The 19,589-nt window shown below is 61.7% G+C and carries 17 protein-coding genes and 1 tRNA gene; 13 read left to right on the forward strand and 5 right to left on the reverse strand.

Annotated elements, in window-relative coordinates:
* The first annotated feature begins 58 nt into the window (after positions 1-58).
* Positions 59-1,681, forward strand: a complete 1,623-nt coding sequence (locus tag HV765_RS28390) for a methyl-accepting chemotaxis protein (RefSeq protein WP_254600752.1) — start codon at positions 59-61, stop codon at positions 1,679-1,681.
* A gap of 11 nt (positions 1,682-1,692) precedes the next feature.
* Here the strand turns inward: HV765_RS28390 and HV765_RS28395 are convergent, their stop codons facing one another.
* The 3 genes from HV765_RS28395 to HV765_RS28405 form a co-directional block, all read right to left on the reverse strand.
* Positions 1,693-2,283 carry a Fic/DOC family protein gene (locus HV765_RS28395; RefSeq protein ID WP_175171678.1) on the reverse strand — a complete coding sequence of 197 codons (591 nt, stop codon included), beginning with the start codon at positions 2,281-2,283 and terminating at the stop codon, positions 1,693-1,695.
* Positions 2,280-2,504, reverse strand: a complete 225-nt coding sequence (locus HV765_RS28400; protein WP_245636351.1) for an antitoxin VbhA family protein — start codon at positions 2,502-2,504, stop codon at positions 2,280-2,282. Before HV765_RS28400 ends, HV765_RS28395 begins: the two co-directional genes overlap by 4 nt.
* A 60-nt stretch (positions 2,505-2,564) precedes the next feature.
* Positions 2,565-2,655: transfer RNA gene (locus HV765_RS28405), tRNA-Ser, on the reverse strand.
* 210 nt (positions 2,656-2,865) lie between these two features.
* Between HV765_RS28405 and HV765_RS28410 the strand changes: the two genes are divergently transcribed.
* The 3 genes from HV765_RS28410 to yaaA all read left to right on the forward strand — a co-directional run bounded on the left by HV765_RS28410 (position 2,866) and on the right by yaaA (position 5,866).
* The gene (locus HV765_RS28410; protein ID WP_254600753.1) at positions 2,866-4,188 is read left to right on the forward strand and encodes a cation:proton antiporter domain-containing protein; all 1,323 of its coding nucleotides are present in this window, start codon (positions 2,866-2,868) and stop codon (positions 4,186-4,188) included.
* A 103-nt stretch (positions 4,189-4,291) separates the two neighbouring features.
* Positions 4,292-5,074 (forward strand): 3-hydroxybutyrate dehydrogenase, encoded by a 783-nt coding sequence (locus HV765_RS28415; protein WP_054424323.1) that lies wholly within the window; start codon positions 4,292-4,294, stop codon positions 5,072-5,074.
* Positions 5,075-5,089: 15 nt separating this feature from the next.
* Positions 5,090-5,866, forward strand: a complete 777-nt coding sequence (gene yaaA / locus HV765_RS28420) for a peroxide stress protein YaaA (protein WP_175171679.1) — start codon at positions 5,090-5,092, stop codon at positions 5,864-5,866.
* A 94-nt stretch (positions 5,867-5,960) separates the two neighbouring features.
* Here the strand turns inward: yaaA and HV765_RS28425 are convergent, their stop codons facing one another.
* On the reverse strand, positions 5,961-8,183 hold the full coding sequence (locus HV765_RS28425; RefSeq protein ID WP_054424319.1) for an FUSC family protein: 2,223 nt from the start codon (positions 8,181-8,183) through the stop codon (positions 5,961-5,963).
* Between the two features lie 498 nt (positions 8,184-8,681).
* Here HV765_RS28425 and HV765_RS28430 point away from each other — a divergent pair, with 498 nt between their 5' ends.
* From HV765_RS28430 to pssA, 4 genes are all read left to right on the forward strand, one after another.
* Positions 8,682-10,451 carry an acetolactate synthase 3 catalytic subunit gene (locus HV765_RS28430; RefSeq protein ID WP_276325552.1) on the forward strand — a complete coding sequence of 590 codons (1,770 nt, stop codon included), beginning with the start codon at positions 8,682-8,684 and terminating at the stop codon, positions 10,449-10,451.
* Positions 10,452-10,461: 10 nt separating this feature from the next.
* Positions 10,462-10,953, forward strand: a complete 492-nt coding sequence (gene ilvN, locus HV765_RS28435) for an acetolactate synthase small subunit (protein ID WP_006223608.1) — start codon at positions 10,462-10,464, stop codon at positions 10,951-10,953.
* A 76-nt stretch (positions 10,954-11,029) separates the two neighbouring features.
* Entirely contained in the window at positions 11,030-12,046 is a 1,017-nt protein-coding gene (ilvC, locus tag HV765_RS28440; RefSeq protein WP_054424317.1) for a ketol-acid reductoisomerase, read from the forward strand.
* A gap of 174 nt (positions 12,047-12,220) precedes the next feature.
* Positions 12,221-12,994 carry a CDP-diacylglycerol--serine O-phosphatidyltransferase gene (gene pssA / locus HV765_RS28445; protein ID WP_054424315.1) on the forward strand — a complete coding sequence of 258 codons (774 nt, stop codon included), beginning with the start codon at positions 12,221-12,223 and terminating at the stop codon, positions 12,992-12,994.
* 112 nt (positions 12,995-13,106) lie between these two features.
* On the opposite strand, the gene HV765_RS28450 is transcribed toward pssA, so the two are convergent.
* Entirely contained in the window at positions 13,107-13,634 is a 528-nt protein-coding gene (locus tag HV765_RS28450; RefSeq protein WP_175171680.1) for a hypothetical protein, read from the reverse strand.
* 370 nt (positions 13,635-14,004) lie between these two features.
* Here HV765_RS28450 and rpsO point away from each other — a divergent pair, with 370 nt between their 5' ends.
* From rpsO to HV765_RS28475, 5 genes are all read left to right on the forward strand, one after another.
* Positions 14,005-14,274, forward strand: coding sequence for a 30S ribosomal protein S15 (rpsO, locus tag HV765_RS28455; RefSeq protein WP_006223612.1), 270 nt, complete (start codon positions 14,005-14,007; stop codon positions 14,272-14,274).
* A gap of 94 nt (positions 14,275-14,368) precedes the next feature.
* Positions 14,369-16,531, forward strand: a complete 2,163-nt coding sequence (pnp, locus tag HV765_RS28460) for a polyribonucleotide nucleotidyltransferase (RefSeq protein WP_054424311.1) — start codon at positions 14,369-14,371, stop codon at positions 16,529-16,531.
* A 182-nt stretch (positions 16,532-16,713) separates the two neighbouring features.
* Complete coding sequence (locus HV765_RS28465) at positions 16,714-17,439, forward strand: hypothetical protein (protein WP_175171681.1); 726 nt, start codon at positions 16,714-16,716, stop codon at positions 17,437-17,439.
* A gap of 15 nt (positions 17,440-17,454) precedes the next feature.
* Positions 17,455-18,672, forward strand: a complete 1,218-nt coding sequence (locus tag HV765_RS28470; protein ID WP_175171682.1) for a threonine ammonia-lyase — start codon at positions 17,455-17,457, stop codon at positions 18,670-18,672.
* 489 nt (positions 18,673-19,161) lie between these two features.
* Complete coding sequence (locus HV765_RS28475; protein WP_175171683.1) at positions 19,162-19,584, forward strand: tripartite tricarboxylate transporter TctB family protein; 423 nt, start codon at positions 19,162-19,164, stop codon at positions 19,582-19,584.
* Positions 19,585-19,589 lie beyond the last annotated feature (5 nt).

Raw genomic sequence — 19,589 nt, forward strand, 5'->3', positions numbered from 1 at the left:
GCGCTCTCGCAACTGCCGAAGCCCGCATTCAAGCGCCTGGTTGGATGCTGGAGGCAGTATGAAGAATATGAAGCTTGGAACCCGTCTTGCGGGTGGCTTTTCCGTCTTGCTCGCCATGATCATCATCATGAGCATCGTCGGGCTGGTCAGCCTGGCGAACATCAACGACTCGGTGGAAACCGTGACGCAGCGGTCGCTGATCAAGGAACGCCTGATCAGCGATTGGGCGCGCAACATCCAGACCGGCGTCACCCGAACCACCGCCATCGCCAAAAGCGCCGATGCCAGCCTGGCCGGCTTCTTCACCGAAGAGGCGGCGGCATCCACGAAAAATTCCTCGGCGTTGCAGCAGAAGATTGAACCGCTGATCGAGTCCGACGAAGAAAAGCAATTGTGGGAAGGCATCCGCAAATCCCGCGGCGACTACCTGCGCACGCGCGACGCCATCTTCAAGGCCAAGCAGGACGGCGATGTGGACGCCGCCAACCGGGTCTTCACGCAGGAATTTTTGCCCGCCACGCGTCAGTTCATTGATCAGATCACCAAGCTGACGAACTTGCAGCGCGCGGAAATCGACGCGAGCGCGGCGGATATCCAAAGCGCTTATGGCGTGGCGAATTTCTGGATGATCGCGATTGGGTCCATCGCGCTGGTCAGCGGCCTGCTGCTGGCCATTCTGTTGACCCGCAGCATCACCCGGCCCTTGTCCGACGCGGTGCGTGTCGCCCGAACCGTGGCCGCCAATGACCTGACCAGCACCATCACCGTGCGCTCGCGCGACGAGATCGGCCAGCTGATGCAGGCGCTGGAATCCATGAACGCCAACCTGGCCGGCACGGTCGCCAGCATCCGCACGGGCGTGGACAGCATGGCGTCCGCCTCGGGCGAGATCGCGGCGGGCAATACTGATTTGTCGTCGCGCACTGAACAGCAGGCAGCGTCGCTGGAAGAGACCGCGGCGTCGATGGAGCAGCTCTCGGCCACGGTGAAGCAAAACGCCGACAGCGCGCGCCAGGCCAACCAGTTGGCTGCGGCCGCGTCCGACACCGCTTCCCGTGGAGGCGCCACCGTGTCTGAAGTCGTCAGCACGATGAGCGCAATATCTTCCAGCTCGGTCAAGATATCCGACATCGTGTCGGTGATCGACGGCATCGCCTTCCAGACCAACATCCTGGCGCTGAACGCCGCCGTTGAAGCCGCCCGCGCAGGCGAACAAGGCAAGGGCTTCGCCGTCGTCGCCGCTGAAGTCCGCACGCTTGCGCAACGCAGCGCGCAAGCGGCCAAGGAAATCAAGACGCTGATCGAAGATACGGTGCAGAAGATCAGCCAGGGCTCCGTCAGCGCCGAACGCGCCGGCACGACGATGCAGGAAATCGTCAGCTCCGTGCAGCGCGTAACCGACATCATGGGCGAAATCGCCGCCGCGTCCGCCGAGCAAGCCGACGGCATCGAACAGGTGAACCGCGCAGTGTCGCAGATGGATGAAGTCACCCAACAGAACGCCGCACTGGTCGAAGAAGCCGCGGCGGCCGCCGGGTCGATGCAGGATCAGGCAGCAGAACTGACGCGCGCGGTCAGTGCGTTCAAGTTGCCGGGAGGAGGGGGAATGGGGCGTGGCACGGAACGGGTCACGACGGGCCGATCGTTAACAATGACGGGGGCTGTCGCCCTTCGGCCCTGACCTTGACCCAATCAGCAACGGATGCCTTGCCGAATGAGGCGGGCGAGGCTATCCGTATGGCCGTTATAGGCGTCAATTGACGCCTGAATCATTTCGGCCTGGCTGATGCCAGTCCAGTCAATGTCATAGCCCGCGTTACGCGCCAGTTGTCCAATGAACTCCCGTTGCGTACGTCCATTGCCTTCGCGAAACGGATGCAGCACGTTGATTTCACCAAGGTAGTAAGCCGCGCGATGGCTGAAATGCTCAGCATCCAACGCTTGCAAGTAGCGCTCTTGGGCAAGCTGCTGAAACAATTGCCGGGCTGCGCTGTCGATCATCAGGTGACGAGCGAACATCGTGTCGCCTTTCTGAATCTCGCCTTGACGGATTTCCCCCGCCCAGTCGTAGATGTCGCCAAACAAGCGCCGATGGATTTGCTGCAGATGCGCCAGGTCGAACTTGCCGTCAACGGGCTGCTCGCGCAGTTTGGTCGCCTGCAAAAATGACAGGCTGGACTCGGCCTTATCGAGTGCAGCCTGATCCTTGATACCCAGAAGGTTGCGGAGTATCCCCGTACCTTTGTCGAGGTAGGGATCTCCGTCCTGCCCGGTGTATTTCATTTCTCGGATCGATTGAGGCCCAGCCGCGCCTTGTATTCGGCAATGGCGTCATCCAGGGATTTTTCGCCCGACGCCCATAACTCGGCATCTTTGATGACCTGTGCGTCCGGCTCCAGGCCTTCCATGCGTTGACTGGCCAGTGCGCTATTCACCACGGCACGGCGGGCAAGGACTTCTTGCTCTGCAATCATGACTCGTCCTGTGATCAATGAATGGGTCATTTTACGCCGCAGCACAAAGAAAAAAGCCCCTGATTTCTCAGGGGCTTCGTTCTTGAATACTGGCGGAGAGGGTGGGATTCGAACCCACGGTACGGGGATACCGTACGCCTGATTTCGAGTCAGGTACATTCGACCACTCTGCCACCTCTCCGTGGCTGGGTTCCAAAACGGTGTTGTCTCTTGGTGTTGCTAAAGAGGCTTCACGGAAAGATCCCTGGTCGGAAGGATCTTCGTTGTTGGAGCAGCGAAGCCCGCAATTCTACAGGAATTTTTTCGCTTGTGTAAAGGGGGTGCGAAAAAATCTTCACAAGGGCTTATCCCGATCTTCCGGCGGCGTGGATCTTTGCCCAGAATCGCCTCCATGAACCTGATCCTTATCCTTCTGCTTGCCGCGGTGCTTTGCGTGCCCATCACCCAGCGCCTGGGGCTGGGCGCCATCCCCGGCTATCTGATTGCGGGGGTGCTGATCGGGCCGTCCTGCCTGAAGCTCGTGACCAATGTCGACACCATGATCGACGTCTCGCAGTGGGGCGTGGTGATGATGCTGTTCATCATCGGGCTGGAGTTGTCGCCCAAACGCTTGTGGGCCATGCGCAGCGAGGTCTTTCTGCTGGGATCTTTGCAGATGCTTGTCTGCGGCCTATTGCTTGGGCTGGTCTTTGGCGCGGCGCTGCGCCACATAGCGGGGATGGAATGGCAGGCGGCGGTGCTGTGCGGGCTGTCGCTGGCCTTGTCGTCCACAGCGGTGGCGTTACGGCTGTTGGACGAACGCACGCTGACTCGAACGCCGCTGGGCCGTTCGGCGCTGGGGGTCTTGCTGTTCCAGGACATGGCGGCGATTCCGATGCTGGTGGCCGCTGGCCTGCTGGGCTCGGACGGCACATCCGCGCCGTCGTTCAAGGAAGCGCTGATCGCCGTGGCGGTGGTGGCGTTGGCTTATCAATTGCGGTTGCTGGGCTGGGCCGCCAAGGCGCAGCTGAATGAACTGTTCACTGCGGCCGCCTTGCTGATGGTGGTGGGGGCGGCGCAGTTGTTTGACTATGCCGGGCTGTCGGCGGGCCTCGGCGGTTTTCTGGTGGGCGTGCTGATGGCCGAATCCCGCTATCGGCACGATCTGGAAAAAGCCATCGAGCCTTTCAAAGGCTTGCTGCTGGGCCTGTTCTTCCTGGCCATCGGCATGTCGATCAATTTGAAGGTCGTGGCCGATCACTGGTCGTTCATCATTGCCGGCGTCACCGCTTTGCTGGTCGTGAAAGCGCTGGTGCTGTACGGGTTCGCGCGCGCGCTGGGCCTGCCGCGCTATCACCGCCTGTTGTTTGCCATGGTGCTGGCGCAAGGCGGCGAGTTCAGCTTCGCCATCTTCAACGAAGCCTGGGACAACCATCTGGTGAACATCGAGCAGCGCGATGTGTTGTCGGTCGTGGTGGCGGTGTCGATGGGCGTGGTGCCGGTGCTGATCAAGCTGTTGGAGCGCGTGCCCGAACGGCTGGGCGGCATGGCGGACCTGCCCGCGGCAGAACCTGCGGCAGAGCCCGCAGCAGGACCTGCGGTAGAGCCTGCGGCAGAGCCCGCAGCAGACCACGTGACCCGGCCTGTGGTCGAGCCCTCGGTCGAGCTCGTGGCCGCTCCCATCGATGCCGGTAGGCCGCCTGCGTCCACCGCCCAAGACAAGCCTCCCGTTTGACCCCGCGCCGCGTGGGGGCATGGCATGATTGCCGTCTTGCCGGGCGGCTACACTTGAACCCGCTTTGCTTCCCGCCTACCTGCCAGATCACAGGAGAATGCTCATGCTCAAAGGAAAAGTCGCCCTTGTCACCGGTTCCACCAGCGGCATCGGTCTGGGTATCGCCACGGCCTTCGCCCAACAAGGCGCCGATATCGTCTTGAACGGTTTTGGCGATGCGGCCGAGATCGAGAAAGTGCGCGCCGGCTTGGCCGACAAGCATGGCGTGAAGGTGATCTACGATGGCGCCGACCTGTCCAAAGGCGCCGCCGTGCGCGAGCTGGTCGAGAACACCGTGCGCCAGATGGGCCGCATCGACATCCTGGTCAACAACGCCGGCATTCAGCACACCGCGCTGATCGAAGACTTTCCCGCCGAGAAGTGGGACGCCATTCTGGCGCTGAACCTGTCGGCCGTGTTCCACGGCACCGCCGCCGCCTTGCCGCATATGAAGCAGCAGGGTTTCGGCCGCATCATCAATATCGCGTCGGCGCACGGCTTGGTGGCGTCTGCCAACAAGTCGGCCTATGTGGCCGCCAAGCATGGCGTGGTGGGCTTCACCAAGGTGACGGCGCTGGAAACGGCCGGCCAGGGCATTACCGCCAATTCGATCTGCCCGGGCTGGGTTCGCACCCCGCTGGTGGAAAAGCAGATTACCGCGCTGGCGGAAAAGAATGGTGTTGATCAGGAAACCGCCGCGCGCGACCTGCTCAGCGAGAAACAGCCGTCGCTGCAATTCGTGACGCCGGAACAACTGGGCGGCACCGCCGTGTTCCTGGCCTCGGATGCGGCGGCGCAAATCACTGGAACGTCCGTCTCCGTCGATGGCGGCTGGACGGCGCGTTAATAAAGGAATCCCCGAATGTTGTTGTTGCTTTCTCCCGCCAAGAAGCTGGACTACGACTCGCCGCTGCACATCGAGACGCACACCCAGCCGCTGTTTGTGGATCAGGCTGCCGGCCTGATCAAGTTGCTGAAGACCAAGACCGCGGAAGATATTTCCGGCCTGATGAGCCTGAGCCCGGCGTTGTCCGAGCTGAACGTGCAGCGATACGCGCACTGGAAGCGCACGTTCACGCAGACCAATTCGCGCCAGGCCGTGCTGGCCTTCAATGGTGATGTGTACGAAGGGCTGGACGCGTCCACCTTGTCGGCCAAGCAGCTGGAATGGGCGCAAGAACACGTGGCCATCCTCAGCGGCTTGTACGGCGTGCTGCGCCCGCTGGACTTGATGCAACCGTATCGCCTGGAAATGGGCACGCGGCTGGAAACGCCCAAGGGCAAGAACCTGTACGAGTACTGGGGGTCGACCATCGCCGCCTACCTGAACGAGCGTCAGGAAGGCAAGAAGTCGCCGGTCATCGTCAACCTGGCGTCTGAAGAGTATTTCAAGTCGGTCGACCTGAAGACGCTGAAGGCGCGCGTGGTGCAGTGCGTGTTCCAGGATTGGAAGAACGGCGCGTGGAAGATCATCAGCTTTCACGCCAAGCGCGCGCGCGGCCTGATGGCCCGCTATGCCATTCAGCACAAGGTTGCGAAGCCCGAAGGCTTGCAAGGCTTTGATCTGGAAGGCTATGCGTACGACGCGTCGGCGTCGACGGAAGACAAGCTGGTGTTCCGCCGGAAATTGGCGGATTGATGGGGTGATGGGTTCAGCGCGGATTGCGTGCGCTTTACCCAACCTACGCATTAACGCGCGCTTGACTCGTCCTGCGCGCGTTGATGCCTTTGCTTTACGCCGTGGCGGCAACCGGGGGCGCGTGCGTCGGGTCAGCCAGCGCTTGCAGTTCCTGGCGGATCATGTGTGACGCCTTCAACATCTGTTTCAGCGGATAGGCCAGCGCGGCTTGTTCGCCTTCCGTGTCGAATTGCGTGGGCAGCGTCGTGGCGATCTGCGGGCGCTTTTCGTCCAGCAGATCGACCATGCCATTCAGGGCCAGCTGCACGGCTTCGGGCGTCTTGGGCAACGCCGCCAGGATGGGAATTGCCGCTGTGATCTGCGAGGCCAGCACGTGGTTCTGGATCAGCAGGTTGTTCAGCTCCGGCACGCTCAGCTGGTGCGACTTGGGTTCGCTCATCATCCGGTAGAACGCTTCGGCAAAGTTGCTGAACGCAATGTGCACGTTCTTGCGCGCCAGGCGCCATGCCAAGTCGGCGTCAATGACGGCAGGCACATCAGAAGCCGGCCCCGTCGTGGCCACCCCGTTTGATTGCATCGCTTCCACATAGCGCAGGCCGGCCAGCAGGTATTCGCGATTGGCGCGCGTGGCGGCGGCCGCCAGGGGCTTCAGATAGCGCGCCTCCCACCACGGCAGGATGTAGCTGCAAACGAGCGCCAGCGCGCAGCCCAGCAGCGTGTCGATGGCGCGTTCGCCAATCACCGCCATGGACACCGTGCCGGGCGACACGAAGTGGAACACCAGCACCACGAAGAGCGTGTTGAAAATGGCGCTGGCCATGTAGTTCAGCTGCACCAGGCTGTTGCCCATGACGCACGCGCCCAAGAGCACGGCGAACAGGATTTCGGGCCGGTCGGTTACGTTGAACAGCAGCAGCGCGCAGATGCAGCCAATCAGCGTGCCCCCCAGACGCCAGCCATTGCGTTGCCGCGTCAGCGCAAAGCCGGGCTTCATGATGATGACGATGGTCAGCATGATCCAGTAGTTGTGCGCGGAAAATTCCGGCGACAGCCAGCGGCTGGCCAGGGTCATGGCAATGGCGGCCGCTGCCGTCACGCGCAGCGCATATCGGAAGTGCGGGGAGTCCAGCCGCAGGTTGCTGGTCAAGAGACCAAAGCGGAATTCCTGGCGCGAGATGAATCGCGTCAAGGACTTGTTGATGCGCAGGGCGTCCGTGGGCTTGGCATCCGGCGAGGCCGCGGTGTGGTCCGCCAGGCGGTCGACGATGCGGGCCGAATTGCGCAGACGGCGCAGCACCTGGATGATCAGCGCCAGCATTTCGGGTTCGCGTTCGCCCAGCCCTTGCTGCTTGAGCTGTTCGATTTCGTATTCGATGGCGCGCAGTTCGGCCTTGGCGCTGCTGCGGTATTGCACCTGCCGGCCGCGCGACACATCCAGCGCGATGCGGTTCAGTTCCAGCGACATCTTCACCAGCGCGTCGCGCATGAACATCAGGCAGTCGTTGCCGGCCAGTGTGCGGCGCAAGGTGGCGTAGTCGGTATGCGTGGCGACCAGCGTGTCCAGCAACTGAAGCATGTCGACGAACATGTTCCAGATCATCACGCGCTGGCGGTCGCCCAGGCCTTTGCCGCGGGGCAGGGCGCGCAGCACCATGTCGCGCGCGGCCTGGTGCTTTTCCGTCATGACGGATTGGCGCTGGATCAGCGTGCGGTAGGCTTCGTCCAGGTCAGACGTTTCATCGTAGAAGGCGGCGCGGGCGGCAACGTAGTCGGCCGTGGCGAACAGCGCCACCGACATGGCTTGCTGCTCTTCGCGCAGCCAGAACAGGCGCGAAAAGCCCAGGCTGAAGACCACGTAGAACAGGGCGCCGCCCAAGGTGGCGGCGGCGTGCGCCAGAACTTCGTGCGGTTCCAGCGGCGAATGCATCGTCAAGGTCATCAGCAGCAGGCCGGCAAAGCCGATCAGCCCGCCGCGTTTGCCGAACACCGTGAACATTGAATAGACAAAGCACTGCGCAATGACCACCAGCCAGATCAGGACGGGATGCGTGGACGCCAGCCCCGTGATGATGACAGTGATGGTTCCCAGCGCCGCGCCGCCCAGCATTTCGTTGGTGCGATGGCGCTGTGGCCCGCCCGGCTGGTCGATGATGGCCAGGCACTGCGCGCCGAAGGTGGCGACCAGGCCCGTCGTGTAGTTGCCAAAGAGGCCGCCCAGCACCAGCACGGGCAAAAGCATGCCGACCCCCTGGCGCACCCCTCCGAAGAAGTAGTGGCTGTAGAGGAAACGGCGAATGCTGGCAATGCGCAAATCCATGGGGCGGGGCCTAATTCTCGCGATGCGGCAAGTATATAGATGCGCCCTGCGCTTCGGGCCTTTCCCGGCTGGCAAAGCGCACCCAAACGGCGCGAAGCAAGGGAGCATTTGGATTTGGGGGCAGATGGCTGCCGGACTGTCTCTGATGGCCGTCTGCGTCGCCCATGCAACGGTCCGGAAACACCGATTTGCTACCTTTGACGCAACGCGGTAAATTCCATCTCTTGCGTCGGTCTGCCTATCCGATACCGGCGCGTTGAGGCAAGTTGGTCAGGGTCACCTCCCAGCCATCCTGCCGCAGTGATACCTGCTGTTGGCCGCGCCACAAGCGTGTGTTGCCAAAGCTTCCATTTCGACCTCCAGCGTCCCCAAGGGGCGTTTGCACTGCGTTCTGTCGAGCGTGTGCCGGGTCGGCAAGGTGTCCGGGTGGCGTGGCTCCGTGAGCCGCTAAGCGCCGGATCATGTTGTCGTAGCCGGTATGGGTTCCGTTGCCGCCGTATCCGGGCGAGCAACAGTCAGGGTTGCAGGGCCGGTACTGAAAGGAAATACAACATGGAAATGAATGGCGCCGATATCGTCGTGCGCTGCTTGGCCGATGAGGGCGTGGAACACGTTTTCGGCTATCCCGGCGGCGCAGTGCTTTACATCTACGACGCGATCTTCAAGCAAGACAAATTTCAGCATATCCTGGTTCGTCACGAGCAAGCCGCCGTGCACGCCGCCGATGCCTATTCGCGCTCGTCGCAAAAGGTTGGCGTCTGCCTCGTGACCAGCGGCCCGGGCGTGACCAATGCCGTCACCGGCATCGCCACCGCCTATATGGATTCCATCCCCATGGTCATCATCAGCGGGCAAGTGCCCACTGCGGCCATCGGCGAGGACGCCTTCCAGGAATGCGACACCGTCGGCATCACGCGTCCCTGCGTCAAGCACAACTTCCTGGTGCGTGACGTCAAGGACCTGGCCGAAACCATGCGCCGCGCGTTCTATATTGCGCGCACGGGCCGTCCCGGCCCGGTGCTGGTGGATATCCCCAAAGACATCACCGTCGCGCAGTGCAAGTACACGCCGCCCAAGGGCGAGATCTCGATGCGTTCCTACGCGCCCGTCAACAAGGGCCACCAGGGGCAAATCAAGAAAGCCGTGCAGATGCTGCTGGCCGCCGAGCGGCCGATGATCTACACGGGCGGCGGGGTCATCCTGTCGAACGCCGCGCCCGAGCTCAACAAGCTTGTGTCGCAGTTGGGCGCGCCGTGCACCAGCACCCTGATGGGTCTGGGCGGCTACCCGGCCAGCAGCGGCCAGTTCGTGGGCATGCCCGGCATGCACGGCACGTACGAAGCCAATATGGCAATGCAGCACTGCGACGTGCTGCTGGCCATTGGCGCCCGTTTCGATGACCGCGTGATTGGCAACCCCAAGCACTTCGCCCAGAACGCCCGCAAGATCATCCATATTGATATTGACCCGTCGTCGATTTCCAAGCGCGTGCGCGTGGACGTCCCGATCGTGGGCAACGTCAAGGATGTGCTGGCCGACCTGTCCGCCCAATATGAAGTGGCGGCCGCCGAGCACAAGCCCGCGTCCATCACCAAGTGGTGGGAGCAGGTCGAGACCTGGCGTGGCAAGGAATGCCTGAAGTTCGCCAACTCGGACGAAGTCATCAAGCCGCAGTACGTGGTGGAAAAGCTCTGGGAAGTGACGGGCGGCGACGCCTTCGTCACGTCCGACGTGGGCCAGCACCAGATGTGGGCGGCCCAGTACTACAAGTTCGACAAGCCGCGCCGCTGGATCAACTCCGGCGGCCTGGGCACCATGGGTGTGGGGCTGCCGTACGCGATGGGCGTGCAGATGGCCAACCCGGGACACGACGTTGCCGTTATCACCGGCGAAGCGTCGATCCAGATGAACATCCAGGAACTGTCGACCTGCCATCAATACCGCCTGACGCCGAAGATCGTCTGCCTGAACAACCGTTTTCTGGGCATGGTCCGGCAATGGCAGCAGATCGATTACGGCTCGCGCTATTCCGAGTCCTACATGGATTCGCTGCCCGACTTCGTCAAGGTGGCCGAGGCCTATGGCCACGTGGGTCTGCGCATCGAGCGTCCGGCGGATGTCGAACCCGCGCTGCGCGAAGCCTTTGGCAAGCACAAGGAACGCCTGGTCTTCCTGGACTTCATCACCGACCGCACGGAAAACGTGTGGCCGATGGTCAAGGCTGGCCGCGGGCTGACCGAAATGCTGCTTGGCTCTGAAGACCTGTAAGGAGGCCACCATGAAGCACGTGATTTCCGTCCTCCTCGAGAACGAACCCGGCGCGCTGTCGCGCGTGGTGGGGCTGTTTTCCGCGCGGGGCTACAACATTGAAACCCTGACCGTGGCGCCCACCGAGGACTCCACGCTGTCGCGCATGACGATCGTGACGACCGGTTCCGATGAGGTCATCGAACAGATCACCAAGCACCTGAACCGCCTGGTGGATGTCGTTAAAGTGGTGGACCTGACCGAAGGCGCCCACATCGAGCGCGAGCTGATGCTCGTGAAGGTGCGCGCCGTTGGCAAGGAACGCGAAGAGATGAAGCGCATGGCGGACATTTTCCGCGGCCGCATCATCGACGTGACCGACAAGTCCTACACCATCGAATTGACCGGGGTGCAGGAAAAAGTACAGGCCTTCCTGGAGGCCCTGGACCGCAGTGCCATCCTTGAAACCGTACGCACCGGCGTGTCCGGCATCGGACGCGGTGAACGGATTTTGAAGATTTGACCGGCCTTCCAGGCCAAGCCGCACCCTACATCTGAATTAATCGAATATCCAAAATACTGGAATCTGGAGCACAACCATGAAAGTTTTCTACGACAAAGACTGCGATCTGTCCCTCATCAAAGGCAAGACCGTTGCCATCATCGGCTACGGTTCGCAAGGTCACGCCCACGCGCTGAACCTGCATGAGTCGGGCGTGAAGGTCATCGTCGGCCTGCGCAAGGGCGGCGCTTCGTGGAACAAGGCCGCCAACGCCGGCCTGGAAGTCAAGGAAGTGGCTGAAGCCGTCAAGTCCGCCGACATCGTCATGATGTTGCTGCCCGACGAAAACATCGCTTCGGTCTACAACAACGAAGTGCACGCCAACATCAAGGCCGGCGCTGCCCTGGCTTTCGCTCACGGCTTCAACGTCCACTACGGCCAGGTCGTGCCGCGTGAAGACATCGACGTCATCATGATCGCCCCGAAGGCCCCGGGCCACACGGTGCGCAACACGTACAAGCAAGGTGGAGGCGTGCCCCACCTGGTGGCCGTGTACCAAGACAAGTCGGGCGCCGCGCGTGACGTGGCCCTGTCGTACGCCAGCGCCAACGGCGGCGGCCGTGCCGGCATCATCGAAACCAACTTCCGCGAAGAAACCGAAACCGACCTGTTCGGCGAACAAGCCGTGCTGTGCGGCGGTACCGTCGAACTGATCAAGGCCGGTTTCGACACGCTGGTGGAAGCCGGCTACGCGCCCGAAATGGCGTACTTCGAATGCCTGCACGAACTGAAGCTGATCGTCGACCTGATCTATGAAGGCGGCATCGCCAACATGAACTACTCGATCTCGAACAACGCTGAGTTCGGCGAGTACGAAACGGGCCCGAAGATCGTCACGGACGAAACCCGCAAGGCCATGCGCCAGTGCCTGACGGACATCCAGACCGGCGAATACGCCAAGAAGTTCATCCTGGAAAACACCGCCGGCGCCCCGACGCTGACCTCGCGCCGCCGCATCAACGCGGAATCGCAGATCGAGCAAGTGGGCGGCAAGCTGCGCGCCATGATGCCCTGGATCGCCGCCAACAAGCTGGTGGACAAGTCCAAGAACTGATCGATGCGCCCAGGCGCGGGGCCATGCTCCGCGCCGCGCCGGTCAAAAGCGGCATGCCTGCGAGGGCATGCCGCTTTTTTCTTGGCTTTTTTGCGCAGGCACGCGGCTTGCTCTGTCCCGCAAGCGGGGCCAGATGGGTTAACCTTTCACAGTCCGTTGTAAGTTATTGAGACTATGCCCAATTTTTCCATGCGCGATTCCGAGAACCGCCACCGAAGCATCTACCTGCTTCCCAACGCATTCACCACCGCAGCGCTGTTCGCGGGGTTCTATGCCGTTGTGCAAGCCATGAACGACCGCTTCGAAGTCGCCGCCATCGCCATTTTCGTGGCCATGGTGCTGGACGGCATGGATGGCCGTGTCGCCCGGTTGACCAACACGCAGTCCGCTTTTGGTGAGCAATACGACTCGCTGTCCGACATGACGTCGTTTGGTGTCGCGCCTGCGCTGGTCATGTACGAATGGATTTTGAACGATCTGGGCCGCTGGGGCTGGCTGGCGGCTTTTGTGTATGTGGCGGGTGCGGCGTTGCGCCTTGCGCGCTTCAACACCAACATCGCCGTCGTCGACAAACGTTATTTCCAGGGCTTGCCCAGCCCGGCCGCGGCCGCGCTGGTGGCGGGTTTTGTGTGGCTGGCGGTGGACAACAAGCTGCCCATCCATGACAGCCTGATGGCCTGGGTGGCGTTCACGCTGACCATGTACGCGGGCATCACGATGGTGTCGAACGCACCGTTCTTCAGCGGCAAGAGTTTCGCGCTGGGCCGCAGCGTGCCGTTCTGGGGCATCTTGCTGGTGGTGGCCGTATTCGTGTTCGTATCCAGCGACCCCCCAGTCGTGCTGTTTGGCCTGTTCGTGCTGTACGGCTTGTCGGGCTGGGTGATGTGGGCGTGGCGCTGGAACAAGGCGCGCCGCCTGACGCAAGAGCGCCGCGGCCATTCTTCCTGATCCGAATTTGGAATATCGCTGCTGCTTCTAAAACAAAACCCGCCAGATGGCGGGTTTTGTGTTTTGCGGCGCTTGGCCTGTCAGGCCCTTCCGATGCGGGCCGCGCGTGATCTTAGCGCCACATGAACTTTTCGTCGTCGTACATGGGGTCCGGGCCGGGGTGGAAGTGGGTCAACTTGCTGCCGTCGCGGCTCATGTAGACGTACATCAGCGAATTCCAGACGCCGTTTTCTTTGTAGCGGTACGACCACACGACTTCGCGCTTTTCGCCCAGGCCGGTTTCTTCGATCCGGGCAGGCGGGCCAAACTCGCAACGCACGCGCTCCGGCCCCCATTCGCCCACTTCCAGCACTTTGAAGTGCTGGTCGGTCAGCAGCGGCACCACCTGGCCCACGCGGCCATCGGTGCCCACATTCGTGCCCCAGGCATATTGGCCCATGGGCTGCTGCGTCCAGATCACGCGCTGGCCGCCGCCGGCTTGCGGGCAGGTAAAGTTGGGCTTGCCGAATTGAGTCAGCACTTCCGCGTAGGGAGTGCCGGGCGGAACCTGGGCCAGATTCGCGCAGGCGGCCAGCCCTGTCAGGGCCAAGGAGGTGAGGGCGATGCGAGCGATGCGGGTCGTTCTGTAATATTTAGACATGATCTTGCTCCTCTTGGACGCCCGTCGGGCGCCTGCCGGCCTCTGCCGAAAGGGCGAAACCGTCTCTGGGGTAATTCTAGCGAATCAGCTATAATCATCGAGCTTTATCAAATGTATTGATTTTGCAAGATGCTTTGCGCCGGCAGTCCGGCTGCAAAGGGTACCCAACAACCCAACAGTGGGCCGGGGTTCTTATACGGAATCCAAGGCGCTCAGGGCGTCAGACGACGTTCTGGCTGGGGTGGGTCGCCCGAAGCAGCTATTGAAGCAGCAGTGAGAAAGCAAAAACGCTTATCGCCGGGTCTACGCAAATTTTTTCCAAACCACGTCAGGGCACCTCGGCCCTGTCGCATGTCCGAAGAGGTCATCAATGTCTGTAGCTGACATCAAGAAATCCGATATCGTTGCGCAATTCCAACGCGCTCAAGGCGATACCGGCTCCCCCGAAGTTCAGGTAGCTCTGCTCACCGCCCGTATCAACGAACTGACCGGTCACTTCAAAGAACACATGAAGGACCATCACTCGCGTCGCGGTCTGCTGCGTATGGTCAGCCGTCGCCGCAAGCTGCTCGACTATCTCAAGGGCCGCAATCCCGATTCGTACCGCGCTCTGATCGAAAAGCTCGGTCTGCGCAAGTGATCGACGGGGCTGGCTCCCCATGACGCAATAACCGTGGTCGGTGCGACGTATTGTCGCGACGGCCACGGTTTTTCATTTGTAAGGAATAATCGTCATGTTCAACAAAGTGACAAAATCGTTCCAGTACGGCCAGCACACGGTCGTCCTGGAAACTGGCGAGATCGCTCGCCAGGCCTCCGGCGCCGTTGTGGTGTCGATCGAGGACACCGTTGTTCTGGCCACTGTTGTGGCTTCCAAGAAGGCCAAGCCGGGTCAAACGTTTTTCCCGCTGACCGTCGACTACATCGAGAAGACCTACGCTGCCGGCCGTATTCCGGGTGGGTTCTTCAAGCGTGAAGGCAAGCCGTCCGAAAAGGAAACGCTGACCTCGCGCCTGATCGACCGTCCCCTGCGTCCGCTGTTCCCCGAAGACTTCTACAACGAAGTCCAAGTGGTCATCCACACGCTGTCGGTCAACCCCGAGATCGACCCCGACATCGCCGCCATGATCGGCGCGTCGGCTGCGCTGGCCATCTCCGGCATCCCGTTCAACGGCCCGATCGGCGCCGCTCGCGTGGGCTACATCGACGGCCAATACGCACTGAACCCGACTGCTTCGCAGCTGAAGTCGTCGAAGCTGGACCTGGTGGTTGCCGGTACGGAAAACGCCGTGCTGATGGTGGAATCGGAAGCTCAACAGCTGTCCGAAGAAATCATGCTGGGCGGCGTGGTGTTCGGCCACGAGCAAATGCAGGCTGTCATCAACGCCATTCACGAACTGGTGAAGGACGCTGGCAAGCCCGATTGGGACTGGCAAGCACCGGCCAAGGACGAAGCCCTGATCGCCGCCGTGACCTCGGCTGCCCAGGAAGGCCTGAACGCCGCCTACCAGATCCGCGAAAAGCAAGCTCGCACCGCCAAGCTGCGTGAAGTGTCGGCTGACGTGTCGGCCAAGCTGGCTGCTGCTGCCGCCGAAAAGGGCGAATCGCTGCCTGACGCCGTGACCGTCGACAACATCATGTTCTCGCTGGAATCGGCCATTGTCCGCGGCCAGATCCTGAACGGCGAACCGCGTATCGACGGCCGCGACACCCGCACCGTGCGCCCCATCAGCGTGCGTCTGGGCGTGCTGCCCCGCGCACACGGCAGCGCGCTGTTCACCCGTGGTGAAACGCAAGCACTGGTCGTGGCCACGCTGGGCACGAAGCAAGACGAGCAGATCATCGACGCGCTCATGGGTGAATACCGTGACCGCTTCATGATGCACTACAACATGCCTCCGTTCGCCACTGGCGAAACGGGCCGCATCGGTGTGCCCAAGCGCCGCGAAATCGGCCACGGCCGTCTGGCCAAGCGCTCGCTGATCCCGCTGCTGCCGGCGCCGGAAGACTTCCAATACACGATCCGTATCGTGTCGGAAATCACGGAATCCAACGGTTCGTCGTCGATGGCTTCGGTCTGCGGCGGCTCGCTGGCCATGATGGACGCTGGCGTGCCGGTCAAGGATCACGTGGCCGGTGTGGCCATGGGCCTGATCCTGGACGGCGGCAAGTTCGCTGTGCTGACCGACATTCTGGGTGACGAAGATCACCTGGGCGACATGGACTTCAAGGTTGCGGGCACCGAAAACGGCGTCACCGCACTGCAGATGGACATCAAGATCCAGGGCATCACCAAGGAAATCATGCAAGTGGCGCTGGCTCAAGCCCGCGAAGGCCGCCTGCACATCCTGACCAAGATGAAGGAAGCGCTGGACGGTTCGCGTGGCGAGCTCTCGGCTTTCGCCCCGCGCATGCTGACCATCAAGATCAACCCCGAGAAGATCCGCGACGTGATCGGCAAGGGCGGCGCCACCATCCGCGCGCTGACCGAAGAAACCGGCACGCAGATCGACATCTCCGACGACGGCACGATCGTGATCGCCAGCGTCGACGAAGCGCAGGCCAAAGAAGCCCAGCGCCGCATCGTCGAACTGACCGCCGACGTCGAAGTGGGCCAGATCTACGAAGGCTCGGTCCTGCGTCTGCTGGACTTCGGCGCCATCGTGCAAGTGCTGCCGGGCCGCGACGGTCTGCTGCACATCTCGGAAATCGCCAACTACCGCATCGCGAACATCAACGATGTGCTGAAGGTCGGCCAGCAAGTCCGCGTCAAGGTCATCGAGGCCGACGACAAGGGCCGTCTGCGCCTGTCCATCAAGGCAATTGGCGGTATCGAAGCGCAGCAACCCGCTGCCGCTCCGGAAGCTGCCCCCCAATCGGAACCGCAAGCTGAATAAGCTTGCAGTCTGATTGAACGAAGAACGGCGCCGCAAGGCGCCGTTTTTTTATTGCTGCGCCACAAAAGCGCGCCGGCAGGCTGATTCATCCTCTTGCGACTTCAGGCCCCTGACGTCTCCCAACTTCGCCGACCTTGCTGTAAAGTCTTGCGCGAGGAAAGGGGGGATTGGATGAGCCAAGCATGATGAACTGGCCGGTCGTTGCGACGACCGCGGCGCTGTTTGCCGCGCTCTTGACCGGCTGCATGAGCAGCCCCGGTCCAGGCCAGCGCGGGCCCAACAGCGAAGCCATGACCGCCGACCAGTTCGGCCAGACTGACTTCAACCGCACCGTCACGCTGGAAGTGCGCGACAACCTGGCGAGCCTCTATTCCCTGCTCGACAAGCTCTACCGCCGCAACCCGCGCGAATGGCGCAAGACCGGCGTGACCGATCAAAAAACCGCCGTCAACCGCGTCAAGCACGCCATCGAAGTCCGCATTCCGCCCAGCGACTTATCCGGCTTGCGCGACATCCAGATCCTGGCGGTGTCGCTGGACCCGAACTATTCCGGCGACCGCGTCGGCGCCTTCATCTACGGCATGGCCGACACCATCATCGCGGCGCATAACGGCAAGACCCGCCTGTATGCCACCGACGCGTTGGACGGCCAGCGGGTCTACAATGCCGCTCGGAACGTCGAGGCCGCCGCCTGGTTGCTGGCGTCGCGACGCAACAACCAGGGCGAGCTGCTTTTGCTGGCCAATGAAATATCTCCCAACGCCACGAACCTCAGCTTTGAGCGCGAGTTCGGCGCCATCATCGGCCGCCTGGACTTGATCGCCAACCTGCTCGGCGAGAATTCGCGGCGTATCGGGATCAACTATGCGCAAGGCTTGCTGCTGTTTAATTTTCTGCCTGTGCGCTAACCGGATCTACCCATCGTGATCGATATCGCCTCTATCCAGACCGCCCGCGAAAACTTGCGCGGCCAGGTGCTGAAGACCCCGTTTACGTTGTCGCGCACGCTGTCCGACATCTTTGGCGCCGAGATCTGGCTGAAGTTCGAGAACCTGCAATTCACGGCATCGTTCAAGGAACGCGGCGCGCTGAACCGCATGCTGACCTTGTCCGACGAAGAGCGCGCCAAGGGCGTGATCGCCGTGTCGGCCGGCAACCACGCCCAAGGCGTGGCCTACCATGCGCAGCGCATGGGCGTGCCGGCGGTGATCGTGATGCCGCGTTTTACGCCCACCGTCAAAGTCGCCAACACGCGCCGCTTTGGCGCAGAGGTGGTGCTGGCGGGCGACACGTTCGATGACGCCAAGGCGCACGGCTACGAGCTCGCGCAAGCGCGCGGCCTGATCATGATCCACCCCTACGACGACGAAGCCGTCATCTCGGGACAGGGCACCGTGGCGCTGGAAATGCTGGAAGACCAGCCGCAACTGGACACGCTGGTCATCGCCATTGGCGGCGGCGGGCTGATCTCGGGGATGGCCACCGCGGCCAAGGCCTTGAAGCCCGGCATCGAAATCGTGGGCGTGCAGACCGAGCGCTTTCCGTCGATGTACGCCGCCGTCAAGGGCATCACCATGCCGCAAGGCCAGTACACAATCGCCGAAGGCATCGCGGTGAAGTCGCCGGGCGCACTGACCCAGCCCATCGTGAGCCAGCTGGTCGATCACATCGAACTGGTTAGCGAAGCGGATATCGAACACGCCATCGTTGTGCTGCTGGAAATTGAAAAGACGGTTGTGGAAGGCGCGGGCGCTGCCGGCTTGGCCGCGCTGCTGCGTGCGCAGGAAGCGGGCAGCGACCGCTTCAAGGGCAAGCGGATTGGCCTGGTGCTGACGGGCGGCAACATTGACCCGCTGATGCTGGGCGAACTGATCGAACGCGGCATGGTGCGCGCCGGCCGTCTGGCCCGCATCCGCGTCGACTTGCGCGACCTGCCGGGCGCTTTGGCGCACGCGACCAAGCTCATCGCCGATGCGCAGGCCAATATCACCGAAGTGCATCACCAGCGTGCTTTCACGTCATTGCCGGTGCGCAATGTCGAGGTGGATTTCGTGCTGCAAACGCGCGGTCCCGAGCACATCCTGGAAGTCATCGACATCCTGAACGCCGCAGGCTTTGCGGCCAGCAATCACGACCACTGACCGTCGCGGCTGGATCAGCCGCTTTGATCTCAAGCGTATCGACCTCAAGCGCCCGCATTTCGCGGGCGTTTTTACGTGCGTTTGAGGGCTTGGTCGGACGTTGTTGCAAAAAAAAGATGCCCGGCGCGGACCAGAGCCCAAATTTTATTTCGCCTTCCGTTGAACTTTTTTCGACATTGAATACATCCCCGTCCTGTCTGGCGTGAAAGCAAATTGAAGGTATTTCGTAAGCCGTTATTCCCTTCAAACACGCGCAATCTGTCCACTATTTGGCCTAGGGATATCCCGAAAAAAGTCATGGTTCATACGGATATTCGGTATGTCGCCATGCGATTTAGCATCTGCCACTTCGCTTTTCTGCCCGCTGTTTGCGCAGTGCGGGAAGGCGTTGACATAAGGGCGCACCGCGGTTTGAAGTGATTTTTCGGCGCGCCAGACAAGGGAGACCGCAGCTTGATTAGAAACAGACAGGACTTCTGGTCCGGAACCATGTTCATCGTTTTGGGAGGGGCCTTTTCCGCGCAGGCCACCGAATATTCCATGGGAAGCGCGGCTCGTATGGGACCGGGATATTTCCCATTCTGGCTGGGCATCGTCCTGGCGCTGATGGGCGCCGTCGTGCTGATAGGCGCGCTAGCCAAGCGCGCTGAGACCACCTCGATAAGCCGCTTCGATTTTCGAATCCTGTTCCTGGTGGTCGGCTCGGTTGTTTTGTACGGCTTCGCGCTTCAGTTCCTGGGGCTATACCTCTCGGTATTTCTGCTGGTGCTCATCAGCAGTCTCGCCAGCCACGAATTCAATTGGAAAGTTGCCGTCGCCAACGGCCTGTTCCTGGTGGCGTTCTCCTACCTTGCGTTCATACGCGGCCTGGGCTTGATCTTTCCGCTGTGGCCCAGCGCATTCGGCAACTAGGAGGC

The organism is Achromobacter kerstersii (assembly GCF_902859595.1).
GTDB classification, from domain to species: Bacteria; Pseudomonadota; Gammaproteobacteria; order Burkholderiales; family Burkholderiaceae_B; genus Achromobacter; species Achromobacter kerstersii.